This is a genomic window from Mycobacterium sp. (assembly GCF_039583785.1).
Lineage (GTDB): Bacteria > Actinomycetota > Actinomycetes > Mycobacteriales > Mycobacteriaceae > Mycobacterium.
In genome coordinates, this window is the sequence record NZ_JAVKSG010000052.1 from 1 (window position 1) to 25,499 (window position 25,499).

At 65.2% G+C, this 25,499-nt stretch carries 24 protein-coding genes and 1 tRNA gene; 23 read left to right on the forward strand and 2 right to left on the reverse strand.

The genetic code is table 11. The features are described 5' to 3' along the window. Positions 1–53 precede the first annotated feature (53 nt). Positions 54–126 (reverse strand) — tRNA-Arg (locus ABDV69_RS15120). Between the two features lie 113 nt (positions 127–239). Between ABDV69_RS15120 and argS the strand changes: the two genes are divergently transcribed. The 22 genes from argS (at position 240) to ABDV69_RS15230 (ending at position 23,433) form a co-directional block, all read left to right on the forward strand. After that, positions 240–1,892, forward strand: coding sequence for an arginine--tRNA ligase (gene argS, locus ABDV69_RS15125; RefSeq protein WP_343575745.1), 1,653 nt, complete (start codon positions 240–242; stop codon positions 1,890–1,892). A gap of 80 nt (positions 1,893–1,972) precedes the next feature. After that, entirely contained in the window at positions 1,973–3,307 is a 1,335-nt protein-coding gene (gene lysA / locus ABDV69_RS15130) for a diaminopimelate decarboxylase (RefSeq protein ID WP_343575800.1), read from the forward strand. 9 nt (positions 3,308–3,316) lie between these two features. Then, positions 3,317–4,642 (forward strand): homoserine dehydrogenase, encoded by a 1,326-nt coding sequence (locus tag ABDV69_RS15135; protein WP_343575747.1) that lies wholly within the window; start codon positions 3,317–3,319, stop codon positions 4,640–4,642. Then, positions 4,639–5,721: a threonine synthase gene (gene thrC, locus ABDV69_RS15140; RefSeq protein WP_343575748.1), complete on the forward strand. Its 1,083-nt coding sequence runs from the start codon at positions 4,639–4,641 to the stop codon at positions 5,719–5,721. The genes ABDV69_RS15135 and thrC overlap by 4 nt, the downstream gene beginning before the upstream one ends. Further along, a complete protein-coding gene (gene thrB, locus ABDV69_RS15145; RefSeq protein ID WP_343575750.1) occupies positions 5,721–6,656 on the forward strand; it encodes a homoserine kinase in 936 nt (311 codons plus the stop codon). The genes thrC and thrB overlap by 1 nt, the downstream gene beginning before the upstream one ends. 288 nt (positions 6,657–6,944) lie before the next feature. Further along, a complete protein-coding gene (gene rho, locus ABDV69_RS15150) occupies positions 6,945–8,759 on the forward strand; it encodes a transcription termination factor Rho (protein WP_343575752.1) in 1,815 nt (604 codons plus the stop codon). 165 nt (positions 8,760–8,924) lie between these two features. Next, complete coding sequence (gene fadD1, locus ABDV69_RS15155) at positions 8,925–10,532, forward strand: fatty-acid--CoA ligase FadD1 (protein ID WP_343575754.1); 1,608 nt, start codon at positions 8,925–8,927, stop codon at positions 10,530–10,532. 155 nt (positions 10,533–10,687) lie between these two features. Then, positions 10,688–10,930 (forward strand): 50S ribosomal protein L31, encoded by a 243-nt coding sequence (gene rpmE, locus ABDV69_RS15160; protein ID WP_343575756.1) that lies wholly within the window; start codon positions 10,688–10,690, stop codon positions 10,928–10,930. A gap of 85 nt (positions 10,931–11,015) precedes the next feature. After that, a complete protein-coding gene (gene prfA / locus ABDV69_RS15165) occupies positions 11,016–12,098 on the forward strand; it encodes a peptide chain release factor 1 (RefSeq protein WP_343575759.1) in 1,083 nt (360 codons plus the stop codon). Then, positions 12,095–12,946, forward strand: a complete 852-nt coding sequence (prmC, locus tag ABDV69_RS15170; protein WP_343575762.1) for a peptide chain release factor N(5)-glutamine methyltransferase — start codon at positions 12,095–12,097, stop codon at positions 12,944–12,946. Before prfA ends, prmC begins: the two co-directional genes overlap by 4 nt. Next, complete coding sequence (locus ABDV69_RS15175; RefSeq protein WP_343575765.1) at positions 12,943–13,596, forward strand: L-threonylcarbamoyladenylate synthase; 654 nt, start codon at positions 12,943–12,945, stop codon at positions 13,594–13,596. Before prmC ends, ABDV69_RS15175 begins: the two co-directional genes overlap by 4 nt. 51 nt (positions 13,597–13,647) lie before the next feature. After that, a complete protein-coding gene (locus tag ABDV69_RS15180; RefSeq protein WP_343575767.1) occupies positions 13,648–14,838 on the forward strand; it encodes an MraY family glycosyltransferase in 1,191 nt (396 codons plus the stop codon). A gap of 223 nt (positions 14,839–15,061) precedes the next feature. Next, positions 15,062–15,511, forward strand: coding sequence for an ATP synthase subunit I (locus tag ABDV69_RS15185; RefSeq protein ID WP_343575770.1), 450 nt, complete (start codon positions 15,062–15,064; stop codon positions 15,509–15,511). After that, positions 15,508–16,293 carry a F0F1 ATP synthase subunit A gene (gene atpB / locus ABDV69_RS15190; protein ID WP_343575772.1) on the forward strand — a complete coding sequence of 262 codons (786 nt, stop codon included), beginning with the start codon at positions 15,508–15,510 and terminating at the stop codon, positions 16,291–16,293. The genes ABDV69_RS15185 and atpB overlap by 4 nt, the downstream gene beginning before the upstream one ends. 63 nt (positions 16,294–16,356) lie before the next feature. Beyond that, complete coding sequence (locus tag ABDV69_RS15195) at positions 16,357–16,602, forward strand: F0F1 ATP synthase subunit C (RefSeq protein ID WP_067329468.1); 246 nt, start codon at positions 16,357–16,359, stop codon at positions 16,600–16,602. A gap of 9 nt (positions 16,603–16,611) precedes the next feature. Further along, positions 16,612–17,124 carry a F0F1 ATP synthase subunit B gene (locus ABDV69_RS15200; protein WP_343575778.1) on the forward strand — a complete coding sequence of 171 codons (513 nt, stop codon included), beginning with the start codon at positions 16,612–16,614 and terminating at the stop codon, positions 17,122–17,124. Between the two features lie 7 nt (positions 17,125–17,131). Then, positions 17,132–18,472: a F0F1 ATP synthase subunit B/delta gene (locus ABDV69_RS15205; protein WP_343575781.1), complete on the forward strand. Its 1,341-nt coding sequence runs from the start codon at positions 17,132–17,134 to the stop codon at positions 18,470–18,472. Positions 18,473–18,518: 46 nt separating this feature from the next. Beyond that, entirely contained in the window at positions 18,519–20,171 is a 1,653-nt protein-coding gene (atpA, locus tag ABDV69_RS15210; protein WP_343575784.1) for a F0F1 ATP synthase subunit alpha, read from the forward strand. Positions 20,172–20,177: 6 nt separating this feature from the next. Then, a complete protein-coding gene (locus ABDV69_RS15215; RefSeq protein ID WP_343575786.1) occupies positions 20,178–21,086 on the forward strand; it encodes a F0F1 ATP synthase subunit gamma in 909 nt (302 codons plus the stop codon). Positions 21,087–21,111: 25 nt separating this feature from the next. Then, complete coding sequence (gene atpD / locus ABDV69_RS15220; protein WP_343575788.1) at positions 21,112–22,563, forward strand: F0F1 ATP synthase subunit beta; 1,452 nt, start codon at positions 21,112–21,114, stop codon at positions 22,561–22,563. Between the two features lie 48 nt (positions 22,564–22,611). Further along, positions 22,612–22,977, forward strand: coding sequence for a F0F1 ATP synthase subunit epsilon (locus tag ABDV69_RS15225; protein ID WP_343575790.1), 366 nt, complete (start codon positions 22,612–22,614; stop codon positions 22,975–22,977). A 12-nt stretch (positions 22,978–22,989) separates the two neighbouring features. Continuing rightward, positions 22,990–23,433, forward strand: coding sequence for a DUF2550 domain-containing protein (locus tag ABDV69_RS15230; RefSeq protein ID WP_343575792.1), 444 nt, complete (start codon positions 22,990–22,992; stop codon positions 23,431–23,433). Positions 23,434–23,436: 3 nt separating this feature from the next. Here the strand turns inward: ABDV69_RS15230 and ABDV69_RS15235 are convergent, their stop codons facing one another. Then, positions 23,437–24,015 carry a cob(I)yrinic acid a,c-diamide adenosyltransferase gene (locus ABDV69_RS15235; RefSeq protein ID WP_343575794.1) on the reverse strand — a complete coding sequence of 193 codons (579 nt, stop codon included), beginning with the start codon at positions 24,013–24,015 and terminating at the stop codon, positions 23,437–23,439. A 58-nt stretch (positions 24,016–24,073) separates the two neighbouring features. Between ABDV69_RS15235 and murA the strand changes: the two genes are divergently transcribed. After that, complete coding sequence (gene murA, locus ABDV69_RS15240; RefSeq protein ID WP_343575797.1) at positions 24,074–25,327, forward strand: UDP-N-acetylglucosamine 1-carboxyvinyltransferase; 1,254 nt, start codon at positions 24,074–24,076, stop codon at positions 25,325–25,327. The last annotated feature ends 172 nt before the right edge of the window (positions 25,328–25,499 follow it).

Genomic DNA, 25,499 nt, shown 5'->3' on the forward strand with positions numbered 1-25,499 from the left:
CCGGCGCCACCCGGCAGCTGCCAGTAAGGATTCGTCAACTGGTCAGATAACTGTGCCCCCGGCAGGATTCGAACCTGCGGCCTTCTGCTCCGGAGGCAGACGCTCTATCCCCTGAGCTACGGGGGCGCACGCGAGAAATGCTGCGCCGATGGGCCTCGACAGACTAACGCATCACCGAGCTGGGCTGAGCATCGGAATGGATTCGAAGCCTGAGGACCTCAGCCCATAGGATGATCTGCGTGAATCCCGCTGATTTGGCCGAGCTGCTGAAGGCCACCGCGACGGCGGTGTTGACCCAGCATGGGTTCGACACCTCCGCGCTGCCGTCGGCGGTCACCGTCGAGCGGCCCCGCAATCCCGAGCACGGCGACTACGCCAGCAATGTGGCTTTACAGCTCGCCAAGAAGGTCGGTGCCAACCCCCGTGAGCTGGCCGGATGGCTCGCCGACGCGCTGGCCAAGGCCGACGGCATCGCCTCCGCGGAGATCGCCGGGCCGGGTTTCATCAACCTGCGACTTGATGCTTCGGCGCAGGGCTTGATCGTCAACAACGTCATCGACGCCGGCCACACCTACGGCAACTCCGACGCCGAGGCCGGTCACAAGATCAACCTCGAGTTCGTCTCGGCCAACCCGACCGGCCCGATCCACATCGGTGGCACCCGGTGGGCGGCGGTCGGCGATGCGCTGGGCCGCCTGCTCACCACCCAAGGCGCCGACGTGGTCCGTGAGTACTACTTCAACGACCACGGTGCACAGATCGACCGATTCGCCAACTCGCTGCTCGCCGCGGCCAGGGGCGAGCCCACCCCGGAAGACGGCTACGCGGGCGACTACATCGCCGACATCGCCGCCCAAGTTCTGCAGCAGGCACCGGAGGCCCTGAGCCAGCCCGCCGCCGAGCAACACGAGACCTTCCGGCGAATCGGCGTCGACTTGATGTTCAACCACATCAGGAAATCGCTGCACGAATTCGGCACCGACTTCGACATTTTCACCCACGAAGAGTCGATGCACAGCAGCGGCCGCGTCGAGCAAGCCATCGAGCGGTTGCGCGCGAACGGCAACATCTACGAAAAAGACGGCGCAACCTGGTTGCGCACCAGCGCTTTTGGCGACGACAAAGATCGCGTCGTGATCAAGAGCGACGGCAAGCACGCCTACATCGCGGGCGATCTCGCCTACTACCTGGACAAGCGGAGTCGCGGTTTCGACCTGTGCATCTACATGCTCGGCGCTGACCACCATGGCTACATCTCCCGGCTCAAGGCCGCCGCCTTGGCGTTCGGCGACAAGCCGGGCACCGTCGAGGTGCTCATCGGCCAGATGGTCAACCTGGTCCGCGACGGCCAACCGGTGAAGATGAGCAAGCGAGCCGGCACCGTGATCACCCTCGACGACCTGGTCGAGGCGATCGGCGTGGACGCCGCGCGCTACAGCCTGATCCGCTCCTCGGTGGACACTCCGATTGACATCGATCTCGCGCTGTGGTCATCGGCGTCGAGCGAAAACCCGGTCTACTATGTGCAATACGCGCACGCACGGCTCTCCGCGCTGGCCCGCAACGCCGCCGATCTCGGCCTGATCGCCGACACCGGCCACCTCGAGTTGCTCACCCACGACAAGGAAGGCGCGCTGATTCGCAGTCTCGGCGAGTTCCCGAGGGTGCTGAAAGCCGCGGCTTCCTTGCGTGAACCACACCGGGTCTGTCGCTACCTCGAAGACCTGGCCGGCGATTACCACCGATTCTACGACGCCTGTCGGGTGTTGCCGCAGGGCGACGAGGAAACAGGCGCCCTGCACACAGCGCGTCTGGCGCTGTGCCAGGCGACCCGCCAAGTCATCGCCAACGGGTTGGCCATCCTCGGCGTGAGCGCTCCGGAGCGAATGTGAACGCGCACCCCGCCGGCCCGCGGCACGCCGAAGATTTCCGCCACAGCGGTGTACCGCCGTGCCCGGGGTCGGCCGAGGAACTGCTGCAGCTAGCACCGAATGTCTGGCCACGCAACGCCGTTCGCAACGACGACGGCGCCGTCAGCATTGCCGGGGTCGCGCTGCAGTCGCTCGCCCATGACTACGGCACGCCGCTGTTCGTCATCGACGAGGACGACTTCCGGTCACGCTGCCGCGAGATCGCCGCCGCATTCGGTGGCGGCGTCAACGTGCACTATGCCGGAAAGGCCTTCCTGTCCAGTGAGATCGCGCGCTGGATCGACGAAGAGGGTCTGTCGCTGGATGTCTGCACCGGCGGCGAACTGGCGGTCGCGCTGCATGCCGATTTTCCGCCGGAGCGAATCGCGTTGCACGGCAACAACAAGTCGGTCGCCGAACTGACCGCCGCGGTCAAATCCGGGATTGCCCACGTGGTGGTGGACTCGATGATCGAAATCGAGCGCCTGGACGCCGTCGCGGGGGAAGCTGGCGTCGTCCAGGACGTCCTGGTCCGTGTCACCGTTGGCGTCGAGGCGCACACCCACGAATTCATCTCCACCGCGCACGAGGACCAGAAGTTCGGACTATCACTGGCCAACGGTGCCGCGATGGCCGCGATTCGGCGGGTGTTCGCCACCGACCACCTCCGACTGGTCGGCCTGCACAGCCACATTGGCTCGCAGATCTTCGACGTCGGCGGCTTCGAGATCGCCGCACACCGGGTGATCGGCCTGCTGCGCGACCTGGTCGCTGAGTTCGGCGTCGACAAGACTGCGCAGATCGCCACCGTTGATCTCGGTGGTGGCCTTGGTATTTCGTATCTCCCCAACGATGACCCGCCGCCGGTGGACGAACTCGCCGACAAGCTCAGCGACATCGTGCGGATCGAGTCCGCGGCGGTGGGCCTGCCGGTTCCGCGACTGGTCGTCGAACCCGGGCGCGCGATCGCCGGGCCGGGAACGATCACGCTCTACGAGGTCGGCACCGTCAAAGACGTCGGGGTCAGCGCGACGGCGCATCGGCGCTACGTCAGCGTGGACGGCGGCATGAGCGACAACATCCGCACCTCCCTGTACGGCGCCGATTACGACATCCGTTTGGTGTCCCGCGCCACCGAGGCCAAGCCGACGCTGGCCCGTGTCGTCGGAAAGCATTGCGAGAGCGGCGACATCGTCGTCCGCGATACCTGGGTGCCGGATGACATCGCGCCCGGTGACCTGGTCGCGGTCGCGGCGACCGGTGCCTACTGCTATTCGCTGTCGAGTCGTTACAACTTGATCGGCCGCCCCGCAGTGGTGGCCGTGCGCGCTGGAGAGTCCCGTCTGATCCTGCGCAGGGAGACGATCGACGATCTGCTGAGTCTGGAAGTGAGGTGAGCGGCGCGCATGAGCACTGATGAAAAGCCGGTCGGCGTAGCGGTATTGGGACTGGGCAACGTGGGCAGTGAGGTTGTTCGCATCATCGAGGACAGCGCCGACGACCTCGCCGCCCGCATCGGTGCGCCGCTGGTGCTGCGGGGTATCGCTGTCCGCCGGGTGGCCGGCGACCGCGGTGTGTCGGCCGACCTGCTCACCGACGACGTCGACGCGCTGGTTTCGCGCGACGACGTCGACATCGTCGTCGAGGTGATGGGGCCGGTCGAGCCGTCGCGCAAGGCGATCCTGTCAGCGCTGGAGCACGGCAAATCCGTGGTGACGGCCAACAAGGCACTGTTGTCAATCGCCACCGACGAGCTGGCGCAGGCCGCCGAGAACGCCCATGTCGACCTTTACTTCGAGGCCGCGGTCGCCGGTGCCATTCCGGTGATCCGCCCGCTGACCCAGTCGCTGGCCGGCGACACCGTGCAACGGGTGGCCGGCATCGTCAACGGCACCACCAACTACATCCTGTCCGAAATGGACAGCACCGGCGCCGACTACGAAACGGCGCTTGCCGACGCGAGCGCGTTCGGCTACGCCGAAGCCGACCCGACTGCCGACGTGGAGGGCTTCGACGCCGCAGCCAAGACCGCGATCCTGGCGTCCATCGCGTTCCACACCCGTGTCACCGCCGACGACGTCTACCGCGAAGGCATCACGAAGATCAGCCCGGCTGACTTCGCGTCCGCGCGGGCTCTCGGCTGCACTATCAAGCTGCTGTCGATCTGCGAGAGGATCGCAGGAGACGATGGGCAACAACGGGTTTCGGCTCGGGTGTATCCCGCCTTGGTGCCGCTGGAGCACCCACTCGCCACCGTCAACGGCGCCTTCAATGCCGTCGTGGTCGAGGCGGAGGCCGCCGGTCGGCTGATGTTCTACGGGCAGGGTGCCGGTGGAGCGCCGACCGCGTCGGCTGTGACCGGCGACCTGGTGATGGCAGCCCGCAACCGGGTGCTCGGCAGCCGAGCGCCCAAAGAGTCGAAGTACGCCCAACTCTCTATCGCCCCGATGGGCGTGATCCTCACCCGCTATTACGTCAGCATGGACGTCGCCGACAAGCCGGGCGTATTGGCCACCGTCGCAGCTGAGTTCGCTAAGCGGGAAGTCAGCATCGCCGAAGTCCGCCAGGAGGGCGTGGTCGGCGAGGGCGGGCGGCGCATCGGAGCCCGTGTGGTGGTGGTCACCCATACCGCGACCGACGCCGCGCTGTCCGAAACCGTTGCCGCGCTGGCCGAATTGGATGTGGTGCAGGGTGTGGCCAGCGTCCTGCGGCTGGAAGGAACCAACGCATGAGTTCGTCCAAGGCGGCCGTGCATCGGCAATGGCCGGGCCTGATCGAGGCATACCGGGATCGGTTGCCGGTGGGAGACAACTGGACGCCGGTCACCCTGTTCGAAGGCGGCACGCCGTTGATTTCGGCGCCCCGGCTCTCGGAGAAGATCGGTTGCACGGTTCACCTGAAGGTCGAGGGGCTCAACCCCACTGGCTCGTTCAAGGACCGCGGGATGACGATGGCCGTCACCGACGCGGTGGCCCGCGGGCAGCAGGCGGTGCTGTGTGCGTCGACGGGCAACACGTCGGCGTCGGCGGCGGCCTACGCCGCCCGCGCCGGCATCACCTGCGCGGTGCTCATCCCGCAGGGCAAAATTGCGATGGGCAAGCTCGCGCAGGCTGTCATGCACGGCGCCAAGATCATTCAGGTCGACGGTAACTTCGACGACTGCCTGGAGCTGGCCCGCAAGATCGTCGCGGACTTCCCGACGATCGCATTGGTCAACTCCGTCAACCCGGTCCGCATCGAAGGGCAGAAGACCGCGGCGTTCGAAATAGTCGACGTGCTGGGGTATGCGCCCGACATTCACGCCCTGCCGGTGGGCAACGCGGGCAACATCACCGCCTACTGGAAGGGCTACACCGAGTATCACGCGGACGGGATGATCGACACGCTTCCCCGCATGCTCGGCACCCAGGCCGCCGGCGCGGCGCCGCTCGTTTCCGGCGAGCCGGTGAAAAACCCCGAGACCATTGCCACCGCGATCCGGATCGGATCGCCCGCGTCGTGGGGGCCGGCCGTCGCCGCGCAGGAGCAGTCCAACGGGCGCTTTCTGGCCGCCACCGACGACCAGATCCTCGCGGCGTATCACCTGGTAGCCGCCACTGAAGGGGTGTTCGTGGAGCCGGCATCGGCGGCCAGCATCGCCGGATTGCTCAAATCCGTCGCGGACGGTTGGGTCAAGCCGGGATCGACCGTGGTCTGCACGGTGACCGGCAACGGGCTCAAGGACCCCGACACCGCGTTGCGCGACATGCCGACCGTGGAGCCGGTTCCGGTCGATCCCGTCGCGGTTGTCGCCAAGCTGGGGCTGGCCTAGTGCTGGCTTCCGGGCTGCTGGGCAGTTCGATCGTCCCTGCCTCCAGCGCCAACCTGGGTCCGGGCTTCGACAGCCTCGGGCTGGCGCTCAGCCTCTACGACGAAATCGTGGTCGAGACAACAGATTCCGGTCTGGTCGTCGAGGTTGAGGGGCAGGGCGCCGGGGAACTGGAGCTCGATGCCGGCCATCTCGTCGTGCGTGCCGTCCAGTACGGGCTGAAGGCCGCCGGTGTCAGCGCATCTGGCTTGAAAGTTCGGTGCCGCAACGCCATTCCGCATTCCCGCGGGCTCGGCTCGTCCGCCGCGGCTGTCGTCGGCGGCCTTGCCGCGGTCAACGGGCTTCTCGTGCAAGCGGGCTTGACGCCGTTAAGCCAGCCCCAGCTGATCCAGTTGTCCTCGGAGTTTGAAGGGCATCCCGACAACGCGGCTGCCGCGGTACTGGGCGGCGCCGCCGTGTCGTGGACCGACGCCGGCGCGGGCGCGCCCGCTTATTTCGCGGCGCAGGTGCGGCTGCATCCCGACATTCGCCTGTTTCCGGCGATTCCCGTGCAGCGCTCGTCGACGGCGGAGGCCCGGGTCCTGCTGCCGGCGCAGGTCAGCCACGAGGACGCGCGCTTCAATGTCAGCCGTGCGGCGCTGCTGGTGGTGGCCCTGACCGAGCGGCCTGACCTGCTGATGGCGGCCACCGAGGACGTGCTCCACCAGCCACACCGGGCGCCCGCGATGCCGGCATCGGCGGAATACTTGCAGCTACTGCGCCGTCACAACGTGGCAGCTGTGCTTTCCGGCGCCGGACCGGCGGTTATCGCACTGAGCACAGCGTCCCAACTGCCCACCGAGGTGCTGGACTACGCGGCCGGGAACGGCTTTGTGGTCAGCGAGATGACGGCCGGTGACGGCGTACGCTGGAGTTCTGGGCTGGTAGTCCCCAGCTAGCGTCTCCAGGCGCCATGAAGGGGTCATCTTCGGTCTTCCTTGCTTCCGGCATCGAAGAAGGTTATCCTCGGAGCCGTCCGGCTATCGCAGTCATCTGCATCATGCGCAGACATTGCGCGACCACTAGGACTAATACCAAATTCTTCTCATGGACGATGGTTCGCCATTTTGCATCGCCAATCTTGGCAATCACCGTTGCAGGGTCGATCTTTGGCAGCACTCGGCGAATTGGCTGAATGCAACGAACCCCTGGCTTGATTCGATCAGCGAGGGAGAGAAAGGAAATCCGTGACCGATACGGACCTCGTTACGTCTGGTGGCAGCACTGAAAACGACAAGCTGCCCAATCCCGTGACCCCCGACACCTCCAGCGAAAACGACGCCCACTCGAGCGCGTCGGATGTCCCGCTGACCACCATGGTGCTCCCCGAACTGCGCGCGTTGGCCAACCGGTCCGGCGTCAAAGGCGCCTCAGGAATGCGCAAGAGCGAACTGATCGCCGCGATCCGGGAAAGCCGCCAGGGCGGCCATTCCAACGGCGCGTCGGCCGACGGCGGCAAAGGCGAATCCGACAACCACGCCACCGAGACCGCCAACCACCGCAGCGAATCGGCCGACGACAACCACCCGGTGGAGCAGCACGACCGGCCCGAAAAGAAGCAGCGCAACGGCAACGACAAGCCTGCCCGCGATCAGGACAACAAGTCGGACGACCGCGACGCCGACAAGGATTCAACCAAGGGCGACCAGCAGGGCTCCGGCGGACAACAGAACCGTGGTGGCCAGAACAACCAGAACAACCAGAACAACCAGAACAACCAGAACAACCAGAACGACGACGACGGGGACGGCCGCGGCGGCCGCCGCGGCCGTCGGTTCCGCGAACGTCGGCGCCGCGGTGAGCGCTCCGGGGAGGGCGGCGGCGGTGGCGACACCGAACTGCGCGAGGACGACGTCATCCAGCCGGTGGCCGGCATCCTCGACGTCCTCGACAATTACGCCTTCGTGCGCACCTCCGGCTACCTCGCCGGTCCGCATGACGTCTACGTCTCGATGAATATGGTGCGCAAGAACGGCTTACGCCGCGGCGACGCGGTGACCGGCGCGGTGCGGGTTCCCAGGGACGGCGAAGGCGGCGACAAGAATCCGCGGCAGAAGTTCAACCCGCTGGTGCGCTTGGACACCGTGAACGGCGGGCCGGTCGAAGACGCCAAGAACCGCCCCGATTTCTCCAAGCTGACACCGTTGTACCCCAACCAGCGACTGCGCCTGGAGACCAGTGCCGACGTGCTGACCACCCGGGTCATCGACCTGATCATGCCGATCGGAAAGGGCCAGCGCGCGCTGATCGTGTCGCCGCCCAAGGCCGGTAAGACGATGATCCTGCAGGCCATCGCCAACGCGATCACCAAGAACAACCCGGAATGCCACCTGATGGTTGTGCTCGTCGACGAGCGGCCTGAAGAGGTCACCGACATGGCGCGTTCGGTCAAGGGCGAGGTCATCGCCTCGACGTTCGACCGCCCGCCGACCGATCACACGGCGGTCGCCGAGTTGGCCATCGAGCGCGCCAAGCGACTGGTCGAACAGGACAAAGATGTTGTCGTGCTGCTTGACTCGATCACCCGGCTGGGCCGCGCGTACAACAACGCGTCGCCGGCGTCGGGCCGCATCCTGTCCGGTGGTGTCGACTCGACGGCGCTCTACCCGCCGAAACGCTTCCTCGGCGCGGCGCGCAACATCGAGGGCGGCGGATCGTTGACGATCATCGCCACCGCGATGGTCGAGACTGGATCGACCGGTGACACAGTTATTTTCGAGGAGTTCAAGGGCACGGGTAACGCGGAGCTCAAGCTTGACCGCAAGATCTCCGAGCGTCGGGTGTTCCCGGCTGTCGACGTGAACCCCTCGGGTACGCGTAAGGACGAATTGCTGCTCTCGCCAGACGAGTTCAGCGTCGTGCACAAGCTGCGTCGCGTGCTGTCGGGTCTGGACTCCCACCAGGCCATCGACCTGCTGATGTCGCAGTTGCGAAAGACCAAGAACAACTACGAGTTCCTGGTCCAGGTGTCCAAGACGACACCGGGCATGGACAATGACTGACCGGTGACGATGCGGGCCGGAGCGGGGTGTTGAGGAGCCGGGCACATCAGCCCGAGCCGGTTAGCACACCGACTCAGTCGAGCAACAGCGCCCTTCCCGCTTTGCGGTCTACGCCGCGGCGGTAGCCTCCGCCTGTCGGATACCGACTCTGAGGGCGGGTTAGCCGTGGCGGACACTATTCAGCAACTGCTTCGCGAACGTAGTGACGACTCCACGCCTGCGGTCAAATACGAAGACCGGGTGTGGACCTGGCGTGAACACCTCGCTGACGCCTCGGCAACTGCTGCCGCACTGATCGGTATCGCCGACCCCGAGCGCCCGCTGCACGTCGGCGCGCTACTGGGCAACACCCCGGACATGCTCACCGCGATGGCCGCGGCGGCGCTCGGCGGCTACGTGCTGTGCGGCATCAACGACACCCGTCGCGGCGCGGCGCTGGCCAACGACGTCGTACGCGCCGACTGTCAGATCCTGCTCACCGATCCGGCCCACCGGGCGCTGCTCGACGGCCTGGATCTGCCCGGCGTTCGCGTGATCGACCTAAGCAGCGACGCGTGGTCGGCTCTGATCGCGTCGGTCGGGCCGCTGGTGCCGCATCGCGAGGTGGCACCCACCGACACGCTGATGATGATTTTCACCTCGGGAACCAGTGGCGAGCCGAAGGCCGTGCAGATCACCCACTTGACCGTTATCTTTGCCGGCACCAACCTGATCGGCCGCTTCGAGATCGACTCGTCCGGCGTCTGCTACCTGTCGATGCCGCTGTTCCACTCCAACGCGCTACTCGCCGGGTGGAGCGTGGCCGTCGGCTCCGGTGCGGCGATGGCGCCGGCCGCCTTCTCGGCATCGCGTCTGCTGCCCGACCTACGCCGCTACGGCGCGACCTATATGAACTACGTCGGAAAGCCGCTGGCTTACGTGCTGGCTACCCCCGAACAGCCCGACGACGCGGACAACCCGCTGCGGGTCGCATTCGGCAACGAGGCCAGCGACCGTGACATCGCGGAATTCAGCCGGCGTTTCGACTGCACGGTCTGGGACGGTTTCGGCTCCAGCGAAGGCGCGATCATCATCACCCGCGAAGACGGCTGCCCGCCCGGCGCACTGGGACGAGGCTTTCCGGGCGTCGGCATCTACAACTCCGACACGCTAGCCGAGTGCGCGATGGCGCGCTTCGACGAAGCTGGCGCGCTGATCAACCCCGACGAAGCGATCGGCGAACTGGTCAACACCACCGGCGCCGGCTTGTTCGCCGGCTACTACAACGACAAGGACGCCACCGACGCGTGGCTGCGCAACGGCATGTTCTGGTCGGGCGACCTGGCCTACCGCGACGCCGATGGCTGGATCTACTTCGCCGGGCGAAACGGCGACTGGCTGCGGGTCGACGGCGAGAACATGACCACCGCGCCCATCGAGCGCATCCTGCAGCGGTTGCCCGCAGTCAGCCAGGTCGCCGTCTACGCGGTACCCGATCAGCAGGTCGGCGACCAGGTAATGGCCGCGCTGGTGCTGGTCGAGGGCGCCGAATTGTTGCCGGGGGAGTTCAGCGAATTTCTGGCCGCCCAGCCCGATCTGTCGCCGAAAGCATGGCCGCGGCACGTCTGGATCACCGACAAGCTGCCCACCACCGCCACCAATAAGGTCCTCAAACGGCAACTCAGCGCGCAGGGGAGGGCCCCTGACGGGGGCTTGCTGTGGACTCGGGACGGACGCGACACTCGCTATGGCGTCGTCGAGTGTTCGGCCGAGGCCCAGGTCAGCCCGGGTTAGGGCGACCGGCGCCGCGGGAATGCCCGGGCCATCCCGGGCGTTTAGGGCCGTAGTGGCTGAACTGGCATAATGAGCAGCCGAAGTTACGGTTCCGGTTCACGTCTGATCCATCGCACGATCCGGCGACCCGGCGGCCTACGAATGAAGAGGACACCATGAAAGCTGACATCCATCCCGCGTACCGCGAGACCACCGTGGTCTGCGGTTGCGGCAATACTTTCCAGACGCGTAGCACCAAGGAGAACGGCCATATCGTGGTCGAGGTCTGCTCGCAGTGCCATCCGTTCTACACCGGTAAGCAGAAGATTCTGGACAGCGGTGGCCGCGTTGCCCGGTTCGAGAAGCGCTACGGCAAGCGCAAGGCCAGCGCCGACACGGAAGCTTCGGCCGACAAGTAGCACGATCGACGCCCGGACTGTCGCGACAATCGCGCAGGACGGGCGTCGTTTCATGGGTGGGAGAGAGTCCAGCGAAGAGGTGAGCATGACGCAAGGCGGACAGGCGATTGACGCGCTGGTGGCCGAGCATGCCGACCTCGAGAAAAAGCTGTCCGACCCGGAGTTGCACGCCGATGCGTCCAACGCACGCAAAGTCGGGCGCCGATTCGCGCAACTGGCCCCGATCGTGGCGGCTTACCGCCAACTCACCTCGGCGCGCGACGATCTGGAGACCGCGCTCGAATTGGCCGCCGACGACCCGTCGTTCGCCGACGAGGTCACCGAACTGGAGACCCGCGTCGACGCGTTAGAGACCAAGCTTTCCGACATGCTGGCGCCGCGCGACCCGCACGATGCCGACGACGTAGTGCTCGAGGTCAAATCCGGTGAGGGCGGCGAAGAATCGGCGCTCTTCGCCGCCGACCTGGCCCGGATGTACATTCGCTACGCGGAACGACATGGCTGGACCGTGACGGTGCTGGACGAGACCCATTCGGACTTGGGCGGCTACAAGGATGCGACGCTGACGATTGCTAAACGGGCAAGCGACGGTTCCTCCCTGGACGGCGTCTGGTCGCGGCTGAAATTCGAAGGCGGAGTGCATCGCGTGCAACGGGTGCCGGTCACCGAATCCCAGGGCCGCGTGCATACTTCGGCTGCCGGCGTGTTGGTGTATCCCGAGCCCGAAGAAGTGGGCGAGGTGCAGATCGACGATTCCGATCTGCGTGTCGACGTCTACCGATCGTCTGGGAAAGGCGGCCAAGGCGTCAACACCACTGACTCCGCGGTGCGAATCACCCACCTGCCCACCGGAATTGTCGTCACTTGTCAAAACGAGCGGTCACAACTGCAGAACAAAGCCCGTGCCATGCTGGTGCTTGCGGCTCGGCTGCAAGCGTTGGCCGAAGAGCAGGCGCAGGCCGACGCATCGGCCGACCGCGCCAACCAGATCCGCACCGTGGACCGCAGCGAACGCATCCGCACCTACAACTTCCCGGAAAACCGGATTGCCGACCACCGGATCAATTTCAAGTCGCACAACCTCGATCAGGTCCTCGACGGCGACCTGGATGCACTCTTCGACGCGCTGGCCGCCGCCGACAAGCAAGCCCGGCTGCAGCAGGCATGATCACCCGACTGCGTAGCGCGATCGACTCGGCGACAACGCTGCTCGCAGAAGCAGGCATCGACTCGGCCCGCTACGACGCAGAGGAATTGGCCGCGCATCTGGTCGGCTCCGAGCGTGGTCGACTGGCGTTGCTCGCCACACCTGACGACGGATTCTTCGACCGCTATACCGCCGCGATCGCCCAGCGGTCGCGACGCGTGCCTTTGCAGTATCTGATCGGCACGGCCGCCTTCGGGCCGCTGACGCTGTCCGTCGGTCCCGGTGTCTTCATCCCTCGCCCAGAAACCGAGGCGATGCTGGAATGGGCTACCGCGCAACGCCTTCCAGCCGCCCCGGTGATCGTCGACCTCTGCACGGGGGCGGGGTCGCTGGCGCTCGGTTTGGCGCGACATTGGCCTGACGCCAGGGTGATCGGCGTCGACGACTCCGATGCGGCTCTGGAGTATGCGCGCATCAACGCCGACGATGGTGGAGTGGAATTAGTGCACGCTGACGTCACCGCGCCCGGCGTGCTGAGCCGGCTGAACGGGCAGGTCGATCTGCTGGTGTCCAACCCGCCCTACGTTCCGGACGGCGCTGAGCTCGACCCGGAAGTGCTCGACCACGATCCGCCCCACGCGGTGTTCGGCGGAGCGGACGGTATGACGGTCATCACCGCGATCGTCGAACTCGCCCAACGGGTGCTATGCCCCAGGGGTCTTTTTGCCGTCGAGCATGACGACACGACGTCCGCGCTGACCTTTGAATTAATCTACAGCACAGCATTTTTCGAAGATATCGTGCCACGTTGCGATCTCACCGGGCGGCCCCGGTTCGTCACGGCCCGCAGGCGCGGTGGCAGCTCATGAGCGAGACCTTCGACTGCGCGGAACCCGAACAGCGTTCGCGCGCAATCACATCGGCTGCCGCCGCGGTGAAAAACGGCGGTCTGGTCGTCCTTCCGACCGACACCGTGTACGGGGTGGGCGCCGATGCGTTCAACAGCACAGCGGTGGCCGCGTTGCTGGCCGCCAAGGGCCGGGGCCGTGACATGCCGGTGCCGGTGCTGGTCGGCTCGTGGCACACCATCGACGGCCTGGCGATGTCGGTGTCCACGTCGATGCGCAACCTGGTCCGCGCGTTCTGGCCCGGCGCGCTGAGCCTGGTGGTCCGGCAGGCGCCGTCGGTGCTGTGGGATCTCGGCGACGCTCGCGGCACGGTGATGCTGCGCATGCCCCTGCATCCGGTCGCCATCGAACTGCTGCGCGAGGTCGGGCCGATGGCGGTGTCCAGCGCCAACGTCTCCGGCCGGCCGCCGGCAGTGGACGCCGACAACGCTCGCGAGCAGTTGGGCGATCTCGTCGACGTCTACCTCAGCGCTGGCCCGTCGGCCCGGCAGGCCGCCTCGACCATCCTGGACTTGACCGCACCGGAGCCGCGCATCTTGCGATCCGGCCCGATCAGCGCCGAACGTATCGCCGCAGTCCTCGGCGTCGACGCCGAAAGTCTGGCCGGCTGACCGGCCAGGCAGCTCAATTCGATCTCAGGGCGGTGCAGTACGGTTTTGCGGATGGTCAGCGGTGCCGACAACCTCGCTGGCGGTCTGCTCGCCTTGGCCGATCGCGGTGCCGGCGTCCCGCTGCGCGAACTCGCACTCGTGGGACTGAGCGCCGCGATCATCACCTACTTCGTGACCGGACCGGTGCGGGCGCTGGCAACCCGGTTCGGCGCGGTGGCGTATCCGCGCGAGCGTGATGTGCATGTGACGCCGACGCCGAGGATGGGCGGCCTGGCAATGTACATCGGTGTGGTCGCCGCGGTGTTCCTGGCGTCGCAGCTGCCCGCGCTCACCCGCGGTTTCGTCTATTCGACGGGCATGCCCGCGGTGGTGCTGGCGGGCGGGCTGATCATGGGCATAGGTCTGATCGACGACCGCTGGGGTTTGGATGCGCTGACGAAATTCGCCGGTCAGATCACCGCGGCCAGCGTGCTGGTCACGATGGGCGTCGCCTGGAGCGTTCTCTATATCCCCTTGGGTGGAGTGGGCACGATCGTGCTCGACCAGGCGTCGTCGATTCTGCTCACGCTGGCCCTGACCGTGTCGATCGTCAACGCGATGAACTTCGTCGACGGACTCGACGGGCTGGCCGCCGGGCTGGGACTCATCACCGCGCTGGCGATCTGCATGTTCTCGGTCGGGCTACTCCGCGACCACGGCGGCGACGTGCTGTTCTACCCGCCCGCGGTGATCTCGGTGGTGCTGGCCGGAGCGTGCCTGGGTTTTCTGCCGCACAACTTTCATCCGGCCAAGATTTTCATGGGCGATTCCGGTTCGATGCTGATCGGTCTGATGCTGGCCGCGGCGTCGACGACCGCCGCGGGACCCATCTCGCAGAACGCGTACGGCGCGCGCGATGTGTTTGCCCTGCTGTCGCCGTTCCTCATCGTCGTGGCGGTCATGTGGCTGCCGATGCTCGACTTGCTGCTCGCGATCGTGCGTCGTACCCGAGCCGGGCAGAGCGCGTTCAGCCCCGACAAGATGCACCTGCATCACCGCCTGCTGCAGATCGGTCATTCTCATCGCCGGGTGGTGTTGTTGATCTACTGCTGGGGAGGCATCGTGGCTTTCGGCACGGCAAGCACCATTTTCTTCAATCCGCGCGATACCGCCGCTGTGATGTTGGGCGCGATCGCGATCGCGATTGTCGCGACGCTGATTCCGCTGCTCCGGCGTCGCGACGACGTCTACGACGGGGAGTAGTAGAGTCTCCGTCGATGTGATAAAGTGCTGGTAGAACCCGAATCAACCTCGCGGGTTGCCGGCCACCGGCAGTCGGAGTCAGCTCCGATCCTGCCGTCCAACGACCGACAAAGGGGAGCGGTCCCTTGGGTAGTGCGAGTGCGGTGAAAGCGCTCCGATACGCTCAACGGGCCACGCCACAAGTAACACAAAACTCCCCCCGAACGAGGACCGAGGTGCTGCAGTGACCACACCAGCGCAGGACGCGCCGTTGGTGTTCCCGTCCCTTGCGTTCCGGCCTGTTCGGCTCTTCGCAATATCGGTCGTGCTGACCGCCGTCGCGGTCGCCATCGCTGCCTCACTCGGCAATCCGATGGTCGGCGTTTTCTTCGGTGTGGGGCTTTTGCTGGGTTTGCTCAACGCGCTCGGTGTGCAACGTTCGGTCGCGGCGATCACCGCCGAGGAGCACCCGCTGAAAAAGAAGATGGCGGCAAACTCCGCAACACGACTGCTTCTGATCACCACGATCGGTTTGGCTATCGCGTTCGTGTTCCGCCCCGCCGGGCTTGGCGTGGTGTTCGGGCTTGCGCTCTTCCAGGTAATGCTGGTGCTGTCGACCGCGCTGCCGGTGTGGAAGACGCTGCGCAGCGGGGCTGCTGACGGTACTGAAGGGACGGGGGGGATACGGCAATGACTGAGATGTTGCTGGCCGAGGCTGCCATCGAGGTCGGCCATCACGACACCGCCGACTGGTTCGGTCTGACGGTCAACGTCGACACGGTGATGTCCTCGGGGATTGCCGCCCTCATCGTGATCGGGCTGGCCTTCTTCCTGCGCGCCAAGATCACCTCGAGTGGCGTCCCCGGCGGGGTGCAGTTGTTCTTCGAGGCGATCACCGTCCAGATGCGCAACCAGATCGAGGCCGCGATCGGAATGCGCATCGCGCCCTTCGTATTGCCGCTGGCCGTCACCCTCTTCGTCTACATCCTGATTTCGAACTGGCTGTCGGTGCTGCCGATGCAATACACCCACGCGGCCGATGAGGCTCCCAGGGAACTCTTCGCGCCGCCGGCCTCGGACATCAACTACGTGCTGGCTTTGGCGTTGTTCGTGTTCATCTGTTACCACCTGGCCGGCATCTGGCGGGCCGGCCCCATCGGCTATCCCGTCAAGGTCCTCAAGGGCCACGTCTGGGGCAACCTGTCCCCGGTCGTCGGCGTGATCTTCATGCCGATCAACGTGGTCGAAGAACTCGCCAAGCCGATCTCGTTGTCGCTCCGACTTTTTGGCAACATCTTCGCCGGTGGCATCCTGGTCGCACTGATCGCGCTCTTCCCGCCGTACGTGTTGTGGGCGCCCAACGCGATCTGGAAGGCATTCGACCTGTTCGTCGGCGCGATTCAGGCGTTCATCTTTGCGCTGCTGACTATCTTGTACTTCAGCCAGTCGATGGAACTGGAGGAAGACCACCATTAAGACGTCCTGGCTCCACCACCACAGACTTGGTAGACCGCTACCAAACATCAAGGAGGATAAGCAATGAACCCCACAATCGCCGCCGGCGCCCTCATCGGCGGTGGACTGATCATGGCCGGTGGCGCGATCGGCGCCGGTATCGGTGACGGTGTCGCCGGTAACGCGCTGATCGCCGGCATCGCCCGCCAGCCCGAGGCGCAAGGACGGCTGTTCGTGCCGTTCTTCATCACGGTCGGTCTGGTTGAGGCTGCCTACTTCATCAACTTGGCCTTCATGGCGCTGTTCGTCTTCGCCACTCCGGTCAAGTAACCAGTCGAGATGGGTGACATGAGCGCTGTGGTTCTGGCGGCGGCCAGCCAGGCTGAGGGCAACTTCCTCATGCCTAACGGCACCTTCTTCGTCGTGCTGATCATCTTCTTGATCGTGCTCGGCGTGATCGGTACCTTCGTGGTCCCGCCGATCTCGAAGGTGCTCAAAGAGCGCGACAACATGATCACCAAGACGGCTGCAGACAACAAGAAATCGGCCGAGCAGTTCGCTGCTGCGCAGGATGACTACGAGAAGGCGATGTCCGCCGCTCGGGTTACGGCATCGGCGGCTCGCGACGAGGCTCGGGCAGAGGGCCGCAAGGTCGTCGACGAAAAGCGTGGACAGGCCGAGGAGCAGGTTTCCTCGATGCTGCAAGACGCTGCCGAGCAACTCAAGCGGGAGGGTGACGCCGTGGCTGCGGACCTTCGCACCCGGGTGGAGAGCATTTCCACCACGCTGGCGAGCCGCATCCTCGGCGCCGAGATCAGAACCTCGGTCTCGGCCTCAGGTGCGGAGCGGTAAGCACGAAATGTCAACATTCATAGGGCAGCTCGTCGGTTTCGCCGTCATCATCTTGCTGGTCTGGCGCTACGTCGTCCCGCCGGTGCGCAAGATGATGGCCGACCAGCAAGACGCGGTGCGCCGGCAATTGGCGGACTCTGCGGCCGCCGCTGATCGGCTGGCGGCGGCCAGCCGTGCCCACGCCAAGGCGAAGGAAGACGCCGACGCCGAGGCGCGGCGGCTGACCAAGGAGGCGCAGGCCGATGCGAAACGCATCGCCGAACAACTGCGTGCTCAAGCCGACAGTGATGCCGAGCGGATCAAGGCGCAGGGCGCCAAGCAAGGGGAGCTGTTGCGAGCGCAGTTGATCCGGCAGCTGCGCCAGGACATCGGTGCCGAATCTGTGCACCGGGCAGGCGAGTTGGTGCGTGGATACGTCGCCGACCCGGCCCAGCAGTCGGCGACTGTGGACCGCTACCTGGACGATCTCGAAGCAATGTCGTCCTCGACGGCCGACGTCCAGCATCCCGTCGCCACGAAGATGCGTTCGGCCAGTCGGCTGGCTCTGACGCATCTGCTGGACACGTTCGGCGGGATCGCCGACGGCCTGGACGACCACGGGGTCTCGAAGCTCGCCGATGATCTGGCGTCGGTTGCGGCGCTGCTGAATCGGGAGACCGTGGTCACCCGCTACCTGACGCAGCCGGCCGAGGATGCCAAGCCGCGAGTCCGACTGCTCGAGCGGCTGGTGTCGGGCAAGGTTGGTCAGCCCGCGCTCGAGGTGGCCAAGACGGCGGTCTCCGAACGCTGGTCAGCCGAGACCGATCTGATCGACGCGATCGAGCTGGTGGCGCGGCAGGCCCTGCTGATTCGCGCCGAACGGGCCGGGCAGCTCGACGAGGTGGAAGACCAGTTGTTCCGGTTCTCCCGCATTCTCGACACCCAGCCACGCCTGGCCATCTTGCTGGCCGACTACGAAGTGCCGGCGGAGAGCCGAGTTCAGTTGCTGCGCAACGTCCTCGGAAACGCGGGCGCCGACGTCAACTCGGTCACGACCGAACTGCTCGCCAAGACGGTCGAGTTGCTTCGTGGGCAGCCGGCCGAGGAGGCCGTGCAGAGCCTGGTCAAAGTAGCGGTGGCTCGACGTGGCGAAATCGTCGCGCAGGTGAGCGCGGCAGCCGACCTCAGCGACGATCAGCACACCCGCCTCACCGAGGTGCTGAGCCGGATCTACGGCCACCCGGTGACAGCACAGGTTTCCATCGACCCAGAGCTGCTCGGCGGGCTCGCCATTTCGGTCGGCGACGAAATCATCGACGGCACGCTTGCGTCCCGTCTCGCCGCGGCCCAAAGCCAGTTGCCCGACTGACCCCTACCGACGAAACACCATCGACAAGCAGGAAGAACGAAAAGCCATGGCAGAGTTGACAATCTCGGCTGACGACATTCAGGGCGCGATCGAGGAATACGTAAGCTCGTTCAGCTCCGACACCACCAAAGAAGAGGTTGGCACCGTCGTGGATGCCGGTGACGGCATCGCCCACGTCGAGGGTTTGCCGTCGGTGATGACCCAGGAGCTCCTTGAGTTCTCCGGTGGTGTCCTCGGCGTCGCGCTGAACCTCGACGAGCACAGCGTCGGTACGGTGATCCTGGGTGACTTCGAAAAGCTCGCACAGGGACAGCAGGTCAAGCGCACCGGCGAGGTCCTCTCGGTCCCGGTCGGTGACGAATTCCTGGGCCGCGTGGTCAACCCGCTGGGTGAGCCCATCGACGGCCAGGGCGACATCAAGGAAGAAACCCGACGCGCGTTGGAGATTCAGGCGCCGTCGGTGGTGCAGCGGCAGAGCGTCTCCGAGCCGCTGCAGACCGGCATCAAGGCCATCGACGCCATGACGCCGATCGGTCGCGGCCAGCGTCAGCTGATCATCGGCGACCGCAAGACCGGCAAGACCGCGGTGTGTGTCGACACCATCCTGAACCAGCGCCAGAACTGGGAGACCGGCGACGAGAAGAAGCAGGTGCGCTGCGTCTACGTCGCCATCGGCCAGAAGGGCACGACGATCGCGTCGGTGCGGCGTGCGCTCGACGAGGGTGGTGCGATGGATTACACCACCATCGTCGCGGCCCCGGCGTCCGATTCGGCCGGGTTCAAATGGCTGGCGCCCTACACCGGTTCGGCGATCGCCCAGCACTGGATGTACAACGGCAAGCACGTTCTCATCGTCTTCGACGACTTGAGCAAACAGGCCGAGGCCTACCGCGCCATCTCGCTGCTGCTGCGTCGCCCGCCGGGTCGGGAGGCCTACCCGGGTGATGTGTTCTACCTGCACTCGCGGCTACTGGAGCGTTGCGCCAAGCTGTCCGACGAGCTCGGCGGCGGCTCGATGACCGGTCTGCCCGTCATCGAGACCAAGGCCAACGACATCTCGGCCTACATCCCGACCAACGTCATCTCGATCACCGACGGTCAGTGCTTCCTGGAGTCCGACTTGTTCAACCAGGGTGTTCGCCCCGCGATCAACGTCGGTGTGTCGGTGTCCCGCGTGGGTGGTGCGGCTCAGATCAAGGCCATGAAAGAGGTGGCGGGAAGTCTCCGTCTGGACCTGTCGCAGTTCCGCGAGCTGGAGTCGTTCGCGGCGTTCGCCTCAGACCTGGACGCCACGTCGAAGGCGCAGCTGGAGCGGGGTGCTCGGCTGGTGGAGTTGCTCAAGCAGCCGCAGTACCAGCCGGCACCGGTTGAGGAGCAGGTGGTTTCGATCTTCCTCGGTACCGGTGGCCACCTCGACTCGGTCCCCACTGAAGACGTGCACCGATTCGAGACAGAGTTCCTCGACCACCTGCGGGGAGCCGACGACGGCATCCTGTCCGACATCAAGGACAGCCAGAAGCTCAGCGAAGACACCGAGAACAAGCTGGTCGAAGCGATCAAGGACTTCAAGAAGGGCTTCGCGGCCACCGGGGGTGGCTCGGTGGTGCCCGACGCGCATGTCGAGGCCCTCAACGCGGACGAGGTCGAGAAGGAAGCAGTGCAGGTGCACAAGCCGGCACCGCCGGAGAAGAAGAAGTAATCGAAAATGGCTGCCACACTTCGCGAACTGCGGGGTCGCATTCGATCCGCCGGGGCGATCAAGAAGATCACCAAGGCGCAGGAAATGATTGCGACGTCGCGCATCGGCAAGGCGCAGGCCCGGCTTCACGAAGCCCGGCCCTACTCCGAAGAGCTCACCCGCGTGCTCACCACGCTGGCGGCCGAGGCCGCTCTCGACCATCCGCTGCTGGTTGAGAACCCCTCGCCGAAACGTGCTGGCGTGCTGGTGGTGTCATCGGACCGAGGCCTCTGCGGCGCATACAACTCCAACGCCTTCCGGAAAGCCGAGGAACTGTTCTCACGATTGCGGGAAGACGGCAAGACGCCAGTGCTGTACACGGTTGGGCGTAAAGCGCAGGGCTACTTCAAGTTTCGCAAGTGGGACATCAAGGAGTCGTGGACCGGCTTCTCGGAGCGGCCGAGTTACCAGGACGCAGTTAAAGTGGCCGAGTCGCTGGTGAGTGCATTCATGGCCGGCCGCGGCGAGGACGACTCCGACGAGCATGCGGGCGTCGACGAATTGCACATCGTCTACACCGAATTCAAGTCGTTGATGTCGCAGTCGGTCGGAGCGCACCGCATCGCGCCGATGATCGTGGAGTACGTCGAGGACGACAACGAGCCGAAGACGCTGTACTCGTTCGAGCCAGATGCGACGACGCTGTTCGATGCGATGCTGCCGCGGTATCTGACCACCCGCGTGTATGCGGCATTGCTCGACTCAGCCGCATCAGAGCTGGCCTCGCGCCAGCGGGCGATGAAGTCGGCGAGCGACAACGCCGACGACCTCATAAAGTCGCTCACGCTCGAGGCGAACCGCGAGCGGCAGGCCCAGATCACCCAGGAAATCAGCGAAATCGTCGGTGGCGCAAATGCGCTCGCCGACGCCAAATAGGCCCATTCAGGAAGCGAAGAAGATCATGACTGCTACCACTGAGAAGTCGACGAACTCCAAGGACGCCGACACCCACGGCCGGGTAGTGCGCATCACCGGACCGGTCGTCGACGTCGAGTTCCCGCGTGGCTCGTTGCCTGGGCTGTTCAACGCTCTGCACGCGAAGGTCACGTTCAAAGAACTCGCGAAGACGTTGACTCTGGAGGTGGCCCAGCACCTCGGTGACAACCTGGTTCGCGCCATCTCGATGCAGCCGACCGACGGTCTGGTCCGCGGCGTCGAGGTGACCGACACCGGGAAAGGGATTTCGGTGCCGGTCGGCGATGGCGTCAAGGGGCACGTGTTCAACGCGCTCGGCCACTGCCTGGATGAGCCGGGCTACGGAGAAGACTTCGACCACTGGCCGATTCACCGCAAGCCCCCGCCTTTCGACCAGCTGGAGCCGCGCACCGAGATGCTCGAGACCGGCTTAAAGGTCGTCGACCTGCTGACGCCCTATGTGCGTGGTGGAAAGATCGCGCTGTTCGGCGGTGCGGGTGTGGGTAAGACGGTTCTGATCCAGGAGATGATCAACCGCATCGCCCGAAACTTCGGTGGTACTTCGGTATTCGCCGGCGTCGGGGAGCGCACCCGCGAGGGTAACGACCTGTGGGTCGAGCTCGCGGACGCCGACGTGCTCAAGGACACCGCGCTGGTGTTCGGTCAGATGGACGAGCCGCCCGGCACGCGTATGCGAGTCGCTCTGTCGGCGCTGACGATGGCGGAGTTCTTCCGCGACGAACAGGGCCAGGACGTGCTGCTGTTCATCGATAACATCTTTCGGTTCACCCAGGCCGGTTCCGAAGTCTCCACGCTGCTGGGTCGGATGCCGTCGGCCGTGGGCTACCAGCCCACGTTGGCCGATGAGATGGGTGAGCTGCAGGAGCGGATCACCTCGACCCGCGGTAAGTCCATCACCTCGATGCAGGCCGTGTACGTGCCCGCCGACGACTACACCGATCCGGCGCCGGCAACGACATTCGCCCACCTGGACGCCACCACCGAACTGTCGCGAAATGTGTTCTCCAAGGGCATTTTCCCGGCGGTTGACCCGTTGGCGTCCAGTTCCACCATTCTGGACCCCGCGGTGGTCGGCGACGAGCACTACCGGGTTGCGCAGGAGGTCATCCGAATTCTGCAGCGCTACAAGGACCTTCAGGACATCATTGCGATTCTGGGTATCGACGAGCTGTCCGAAGAAGACAAGCAGCAGGTCAACCGAGCACGCCGGATCGAGCGGTTCCTGTCGCAGAACATGATGGCCGCCGAGCAGTTCACCGGGCAGCCGGGTTCGACTGTTCCGCTGAAGGAAACCATCGAAGCGTTCGACAAGCTGGCCAAGGGCGATTTCGACCACATCCCCGAGCAGGCGTTCTTCCTCATCGGCGGTCTGGACGACCTGGCCAAGAAGGCCGAGAGCTTCGGCGCCAAGCTGTGATGTGTTGGTGCCGGCGGCGAAGGCTGAGCGTGGAAGGGCAGGTGTGAGATGGCCGCGCTGAACGTGCAGATCGTTGCCGTCGACCGGAAGATCTGGTCGGGCGAGGCGACCTTCCTCTTCACGCGCACCACGGTGGGGGAGATCGGCATTCTGCCCAGCCACATTCCGTTGGTTGCCCAACTGGTCGATGACGCCATGGTTCGCGTCGAGCGTGCGGGCGAAGATGACCTTCGGGTCGCCGTCGAAGGTGGTTTCTTGTCGGTCACCGAGGAAAGCGTCAGCATCCTTGCTGAGTCTGCACAATTCGCGTCGGAGATCGACGAGGCGGCGGCCAAAGAGGATTCGGAGTCAGACGATCCTCGCATCGCCGCCAGGGGACGCGGCAGACTGCGTGCCGTCGGCGCGCTCGACTGACGGGCCGTAGCGATGAGCGCGCTCATGGCCGTCATGGTCGTGCTCGTAGCTGTGCTGGGGCTGGCGGTCGTCGCGCTCAGCTATCGGCTGTGGAAGCTCCGTCAGGGCGGCACCGCGGCAATCATGCGGGACATACCGGCGGTAGGCGGCCACGGTTGGCGTCACGGCGTAATCCGTTACCGCGGAAGGTATGCCGCGTTCTATCGACTGTCGAGTGTGCGGCTGTGGCCCGATCGTCAGCTCAACAGGCGCGGCGTTGAGGTGGTCTCGCGACGCCCACCACGTGGCGATGAGTTCGACATCATGACCGACGAGATCATCGTGCTGGAGCTGCGTGATGTCGCGCAGGATCGCAAGTTGGGTTACGAAATAGCCTTGGACCGAGGCGCTTTGACGGCTTTCCAGTCGTGGCTGGAGTCACGCCCCTCGCCGCGGGCGCGCCGCCGCAGCACGTAGTGGTTAGACGGCTCGTCCGCCGCCGGGTTGCCAGAGCACGTCGCCGTCGACGTTGACCACCCGGCACAGGATGAACAGCAAATCGGACAGGCGATTCAGATATTTCGCCGGCAGCGGGCTGACATCCGACGGGTGCTCATCGATTGCCTCCCAGGCCGAACGCTCAGCGCGCCGCGCCACCGTGCGGGCAACATGCAGCAGCGCCGAAAGTGGCGAACCACCGGGCAGCACAAAGGATGTCAGTGGCTGCAGGGTCGCGTTGAAATCGTCGCACCAGGTTTCGAGTCGGTCGACGTAGTCCTGCGTGATACGCAACGGAGGATGTTCCGGGTTCTCGATGACCGGCGTCGAGAGATCCGCGCCGGCGTCGAACAAATCGTTCTGGATCTGTCGCAGTACGTCAGCCACTCGCTGATCCGGAGCGCCCAAGGCCAGCGCGGCGCCAATCGCTGCGTTCGTCTCGTCGCAGTCGGCATACGCCACCAATCGCGTGTCGTTCTTGGAAATCCGCGAGAAGTCGCTCAATCCGGTCGTCCCGTCGTCGCCGGTCCGGGTGTAGATGCGGGTCAGATGTACGGCCATGACCAAGAACGTACCTAGCTGACTGACAGGGCGATGCTGCTTCACTAAACTAGCCCCCGTGACCGAGCGTTTCGTGGTAACCGGTGGGAGTCGGTTGTCAGGCGACGTCGCTGTTGGGGGAGCCAAAAACAGCGTTCTCAAGCTGATGGCCGCGGCATTGCTGGCCGAGGGCACCAGCACCATCACCAATTGCCCCGACATTCTGGACGTGCCATTGATGGCCGAGGTGTTGCGCGGCCTGGGGGCCAACGTCGAGTTGGACGACGCGACGGTCCGCATCACGTCGCCGGACGAACCCAAATACGACGCCGACTTCGCTGCGGTGCGCCAGTTCCGGGCCTCGGTCTGCGTACTTGGGCCACTGGTGGGACGGTGCCGACGAGCCAAGGTCGCGTTGCCGGGTGGCGACGCGATCGGTTCGCGTCCGCTGGACATGCACCAGGCCGGCCTGCGGCAGCTCGGCGCCGTTTGCAATATCGAACACGGGTGCGTCGTAGCCCACGCAGATGCGTTGCACGGCGCGGAGATTCAGCTCGAGTTCCCGTCGGTCGGAGCGACCGAGAACATCTTGATGGCCGCAGTTCTGGCCGAGGGCGTCACGACGATACACAACGCGGCCCGCGAGCCCGACGTGGTCGACCTGTGCACGATGTTGAACCAGATGGGTGCGCAGGTCGGCGGCGCCGGCACGCCGACGATGACGATCACCGGTGTGCCGCGGCTGTATCCGACGGAGCATCGCGTGATCGGCGATCGAATTGTGGCCGCCACCTGGGGTATCGCCGCAGCGATGACCCGCGGCGACGTCACCGTGACCGGCATCGATCCGGCACATCTCCAGGTTGTGCTGCACAAGCTGCACGACGCCGGCGCCACGGTAACCCAGACCGACTACAGCTTCCGCGTCACTCAGTACGAGCGGCCAAAGGCCGTCAACGTCGCGACCTTGCCGTTCCCCGGGTTCCCGACGGATCTGCAGCCGATGGCAATCGCGCTGGCGTCGATCGCCGATGGCACATCGATGATCACCGAGAACGTCTTCGAGGCACGGTTCCGGTTTGTCGAGGAGATGATTCGTCTGGGTGCCGACGCTCGCACCGACGGGCACCACGCCGTCGTGCGCGGACTGCCTCAACTATCGAGTGCGCCGGTCTGGTCGTCCGACATCCGGGCCGGCGCGGGACTGGTGCTTGCGGGTCTGGTCGCCGACGGCGACACCGAGGTCCACGACGTCTTTCACATCGATCGCGGCTATCCGCTGTTCGTTGAGAACCTGGCCAGTCTCGGCGCGGAAATCGAGCGGGTACAGTAGCTGGCAGATACGACGCACACCTGCTCTCGGGCATTGGATCGTGTGGTTTGACGGTGCCTTTGCGATGGAGTACAGTATCAGGGTTGCCTGAAAATGGGTGTTGTTTGAGAACTCAATAGTGTGTTTGGTGGTTTTGTTTTTGTTGTTGTTTTTTTGTCATGCCTCCTGTTTT

Excerpts from the sequence above, each read along its gene's own strand:
- prmC (WP_343575762.1), top strand. The coding sequence starts at position 12,095 with ATGATCACCCGACTGCGTAGCGCGATCGACTCGGCGACAACGCTGCTC.
- ABDV69_RS15195 (WP_067329468.1), top strand. The coding sequence starts at position 16,357 with ATGAACCCCACAATCGCCGCCGGCGCCCTCATCGGCGGTGGACTGATC.
- ABDV69_RS15200 (WP_343575778.1), top strand. The coding sequence starts at position 16,612 with ATGGGTGACATGAGCGCTGTGGTTCTGGCGGCGGCCAGCCAGGCTGAG.
- ABDV69_RS15235 (WP_343575794.1), bottom strand. The coding sequence starts at position 24,015 with ATGGCCGTACATCTGACCCGCATCTACACCCGGACCGGCGACGACGGG.
- rpmE (WP_343575756.1), top strand. The coding sequence starts at position 10,688 with ATGAAAGCTGACATCCATCCCGCGTACCGCGAGACCACCGTGGTCTGC.
- atpD (WP_343575788.1), top strand. The coding sequence starts at position 21,112 with ATGACTGCTACCACTGAGAAGTCGACGAACTCCAAGGACGCCGACACC.
- ABDV69_RS15180 (WP_343575767.1), top strand. The coding sequence starts at position 13,648 with ATGGTCAGCGGTGCCGACAACCTCGCTGGCGGTCTGCTCGCCTTGGCC.
- ABDV69_RS15230 (WP_343575792.1), top strand. The coding sequence starts at position 22,990 with ATGAGCGCGCTCATGGCCGTCATGGTCGTGCTCGTAGCTGTGCTGGGG.
- atpA (WP_343575784.1), top strand. The coding sequence starts at position 18,519 with ATGGCAGAGTTGACAATCTCGGCTGACGACATTCAGGGCGCGATCGAG.
- prfA (WP_343575759.1), top strand. The coding sequence starts at position 11,016 with ATGACGCAAGGCGGACAGGCGATTGACGCGCTGGTGGCCGAGCATGCC.
- ABDV69_RS15225 (WP_343575790.1), top strand. The coding sequence starts at position 22,612 with ATGGCCGCGCTGAACGTGCAGATCGTTGCCGTCGACCGGAAGATCTGG.
- ABDV69_RS15135 (WP_343575747.1), top strand. The coding sequence starts at position 3,317 with ATGAGCACTGATGAAAAGCCGGTCGGCGTAGCGGTATTGGGACTGGGC.
- ABDV69_RS15205 (WP_343575781.1), top strand. The coding sequence starts at position 17,132 with ATGTCAACATTCATAGGGCAGCTCGTCGGTTTCGCCGTCATCATCTTG.
- ABDV69_RS15175 (WP_343575765.1), top strand. The coding sequence starts at position 12,943 with ATGAGCGAGACCTTCGACTGCGCGGAACCCGAACAGCGTTCGCGCGCA.
- atpB (WP_343575772.1), top strand. The coding sequence starts at position 15,508 with ATGACTGAGATGTTGCTGGCCGAGGCTGCCATCGAGGTCGGCCATCAC.
- ABDV69_RS15215 (WP_343575786.1), top strand. The coding sequence starts at position 20,178 with ATGGCTGCCACACTTCGCGAACTGCGGGGTCGCATTCGATCCGCCGGG.
- thrC (WP_343575748.1), top strand. The coding sequence starts at position 4,639 with ATGAGTTCGTCCAAGGCGGCCGTGCATCGGCAATGGCCGGGCCTGATC.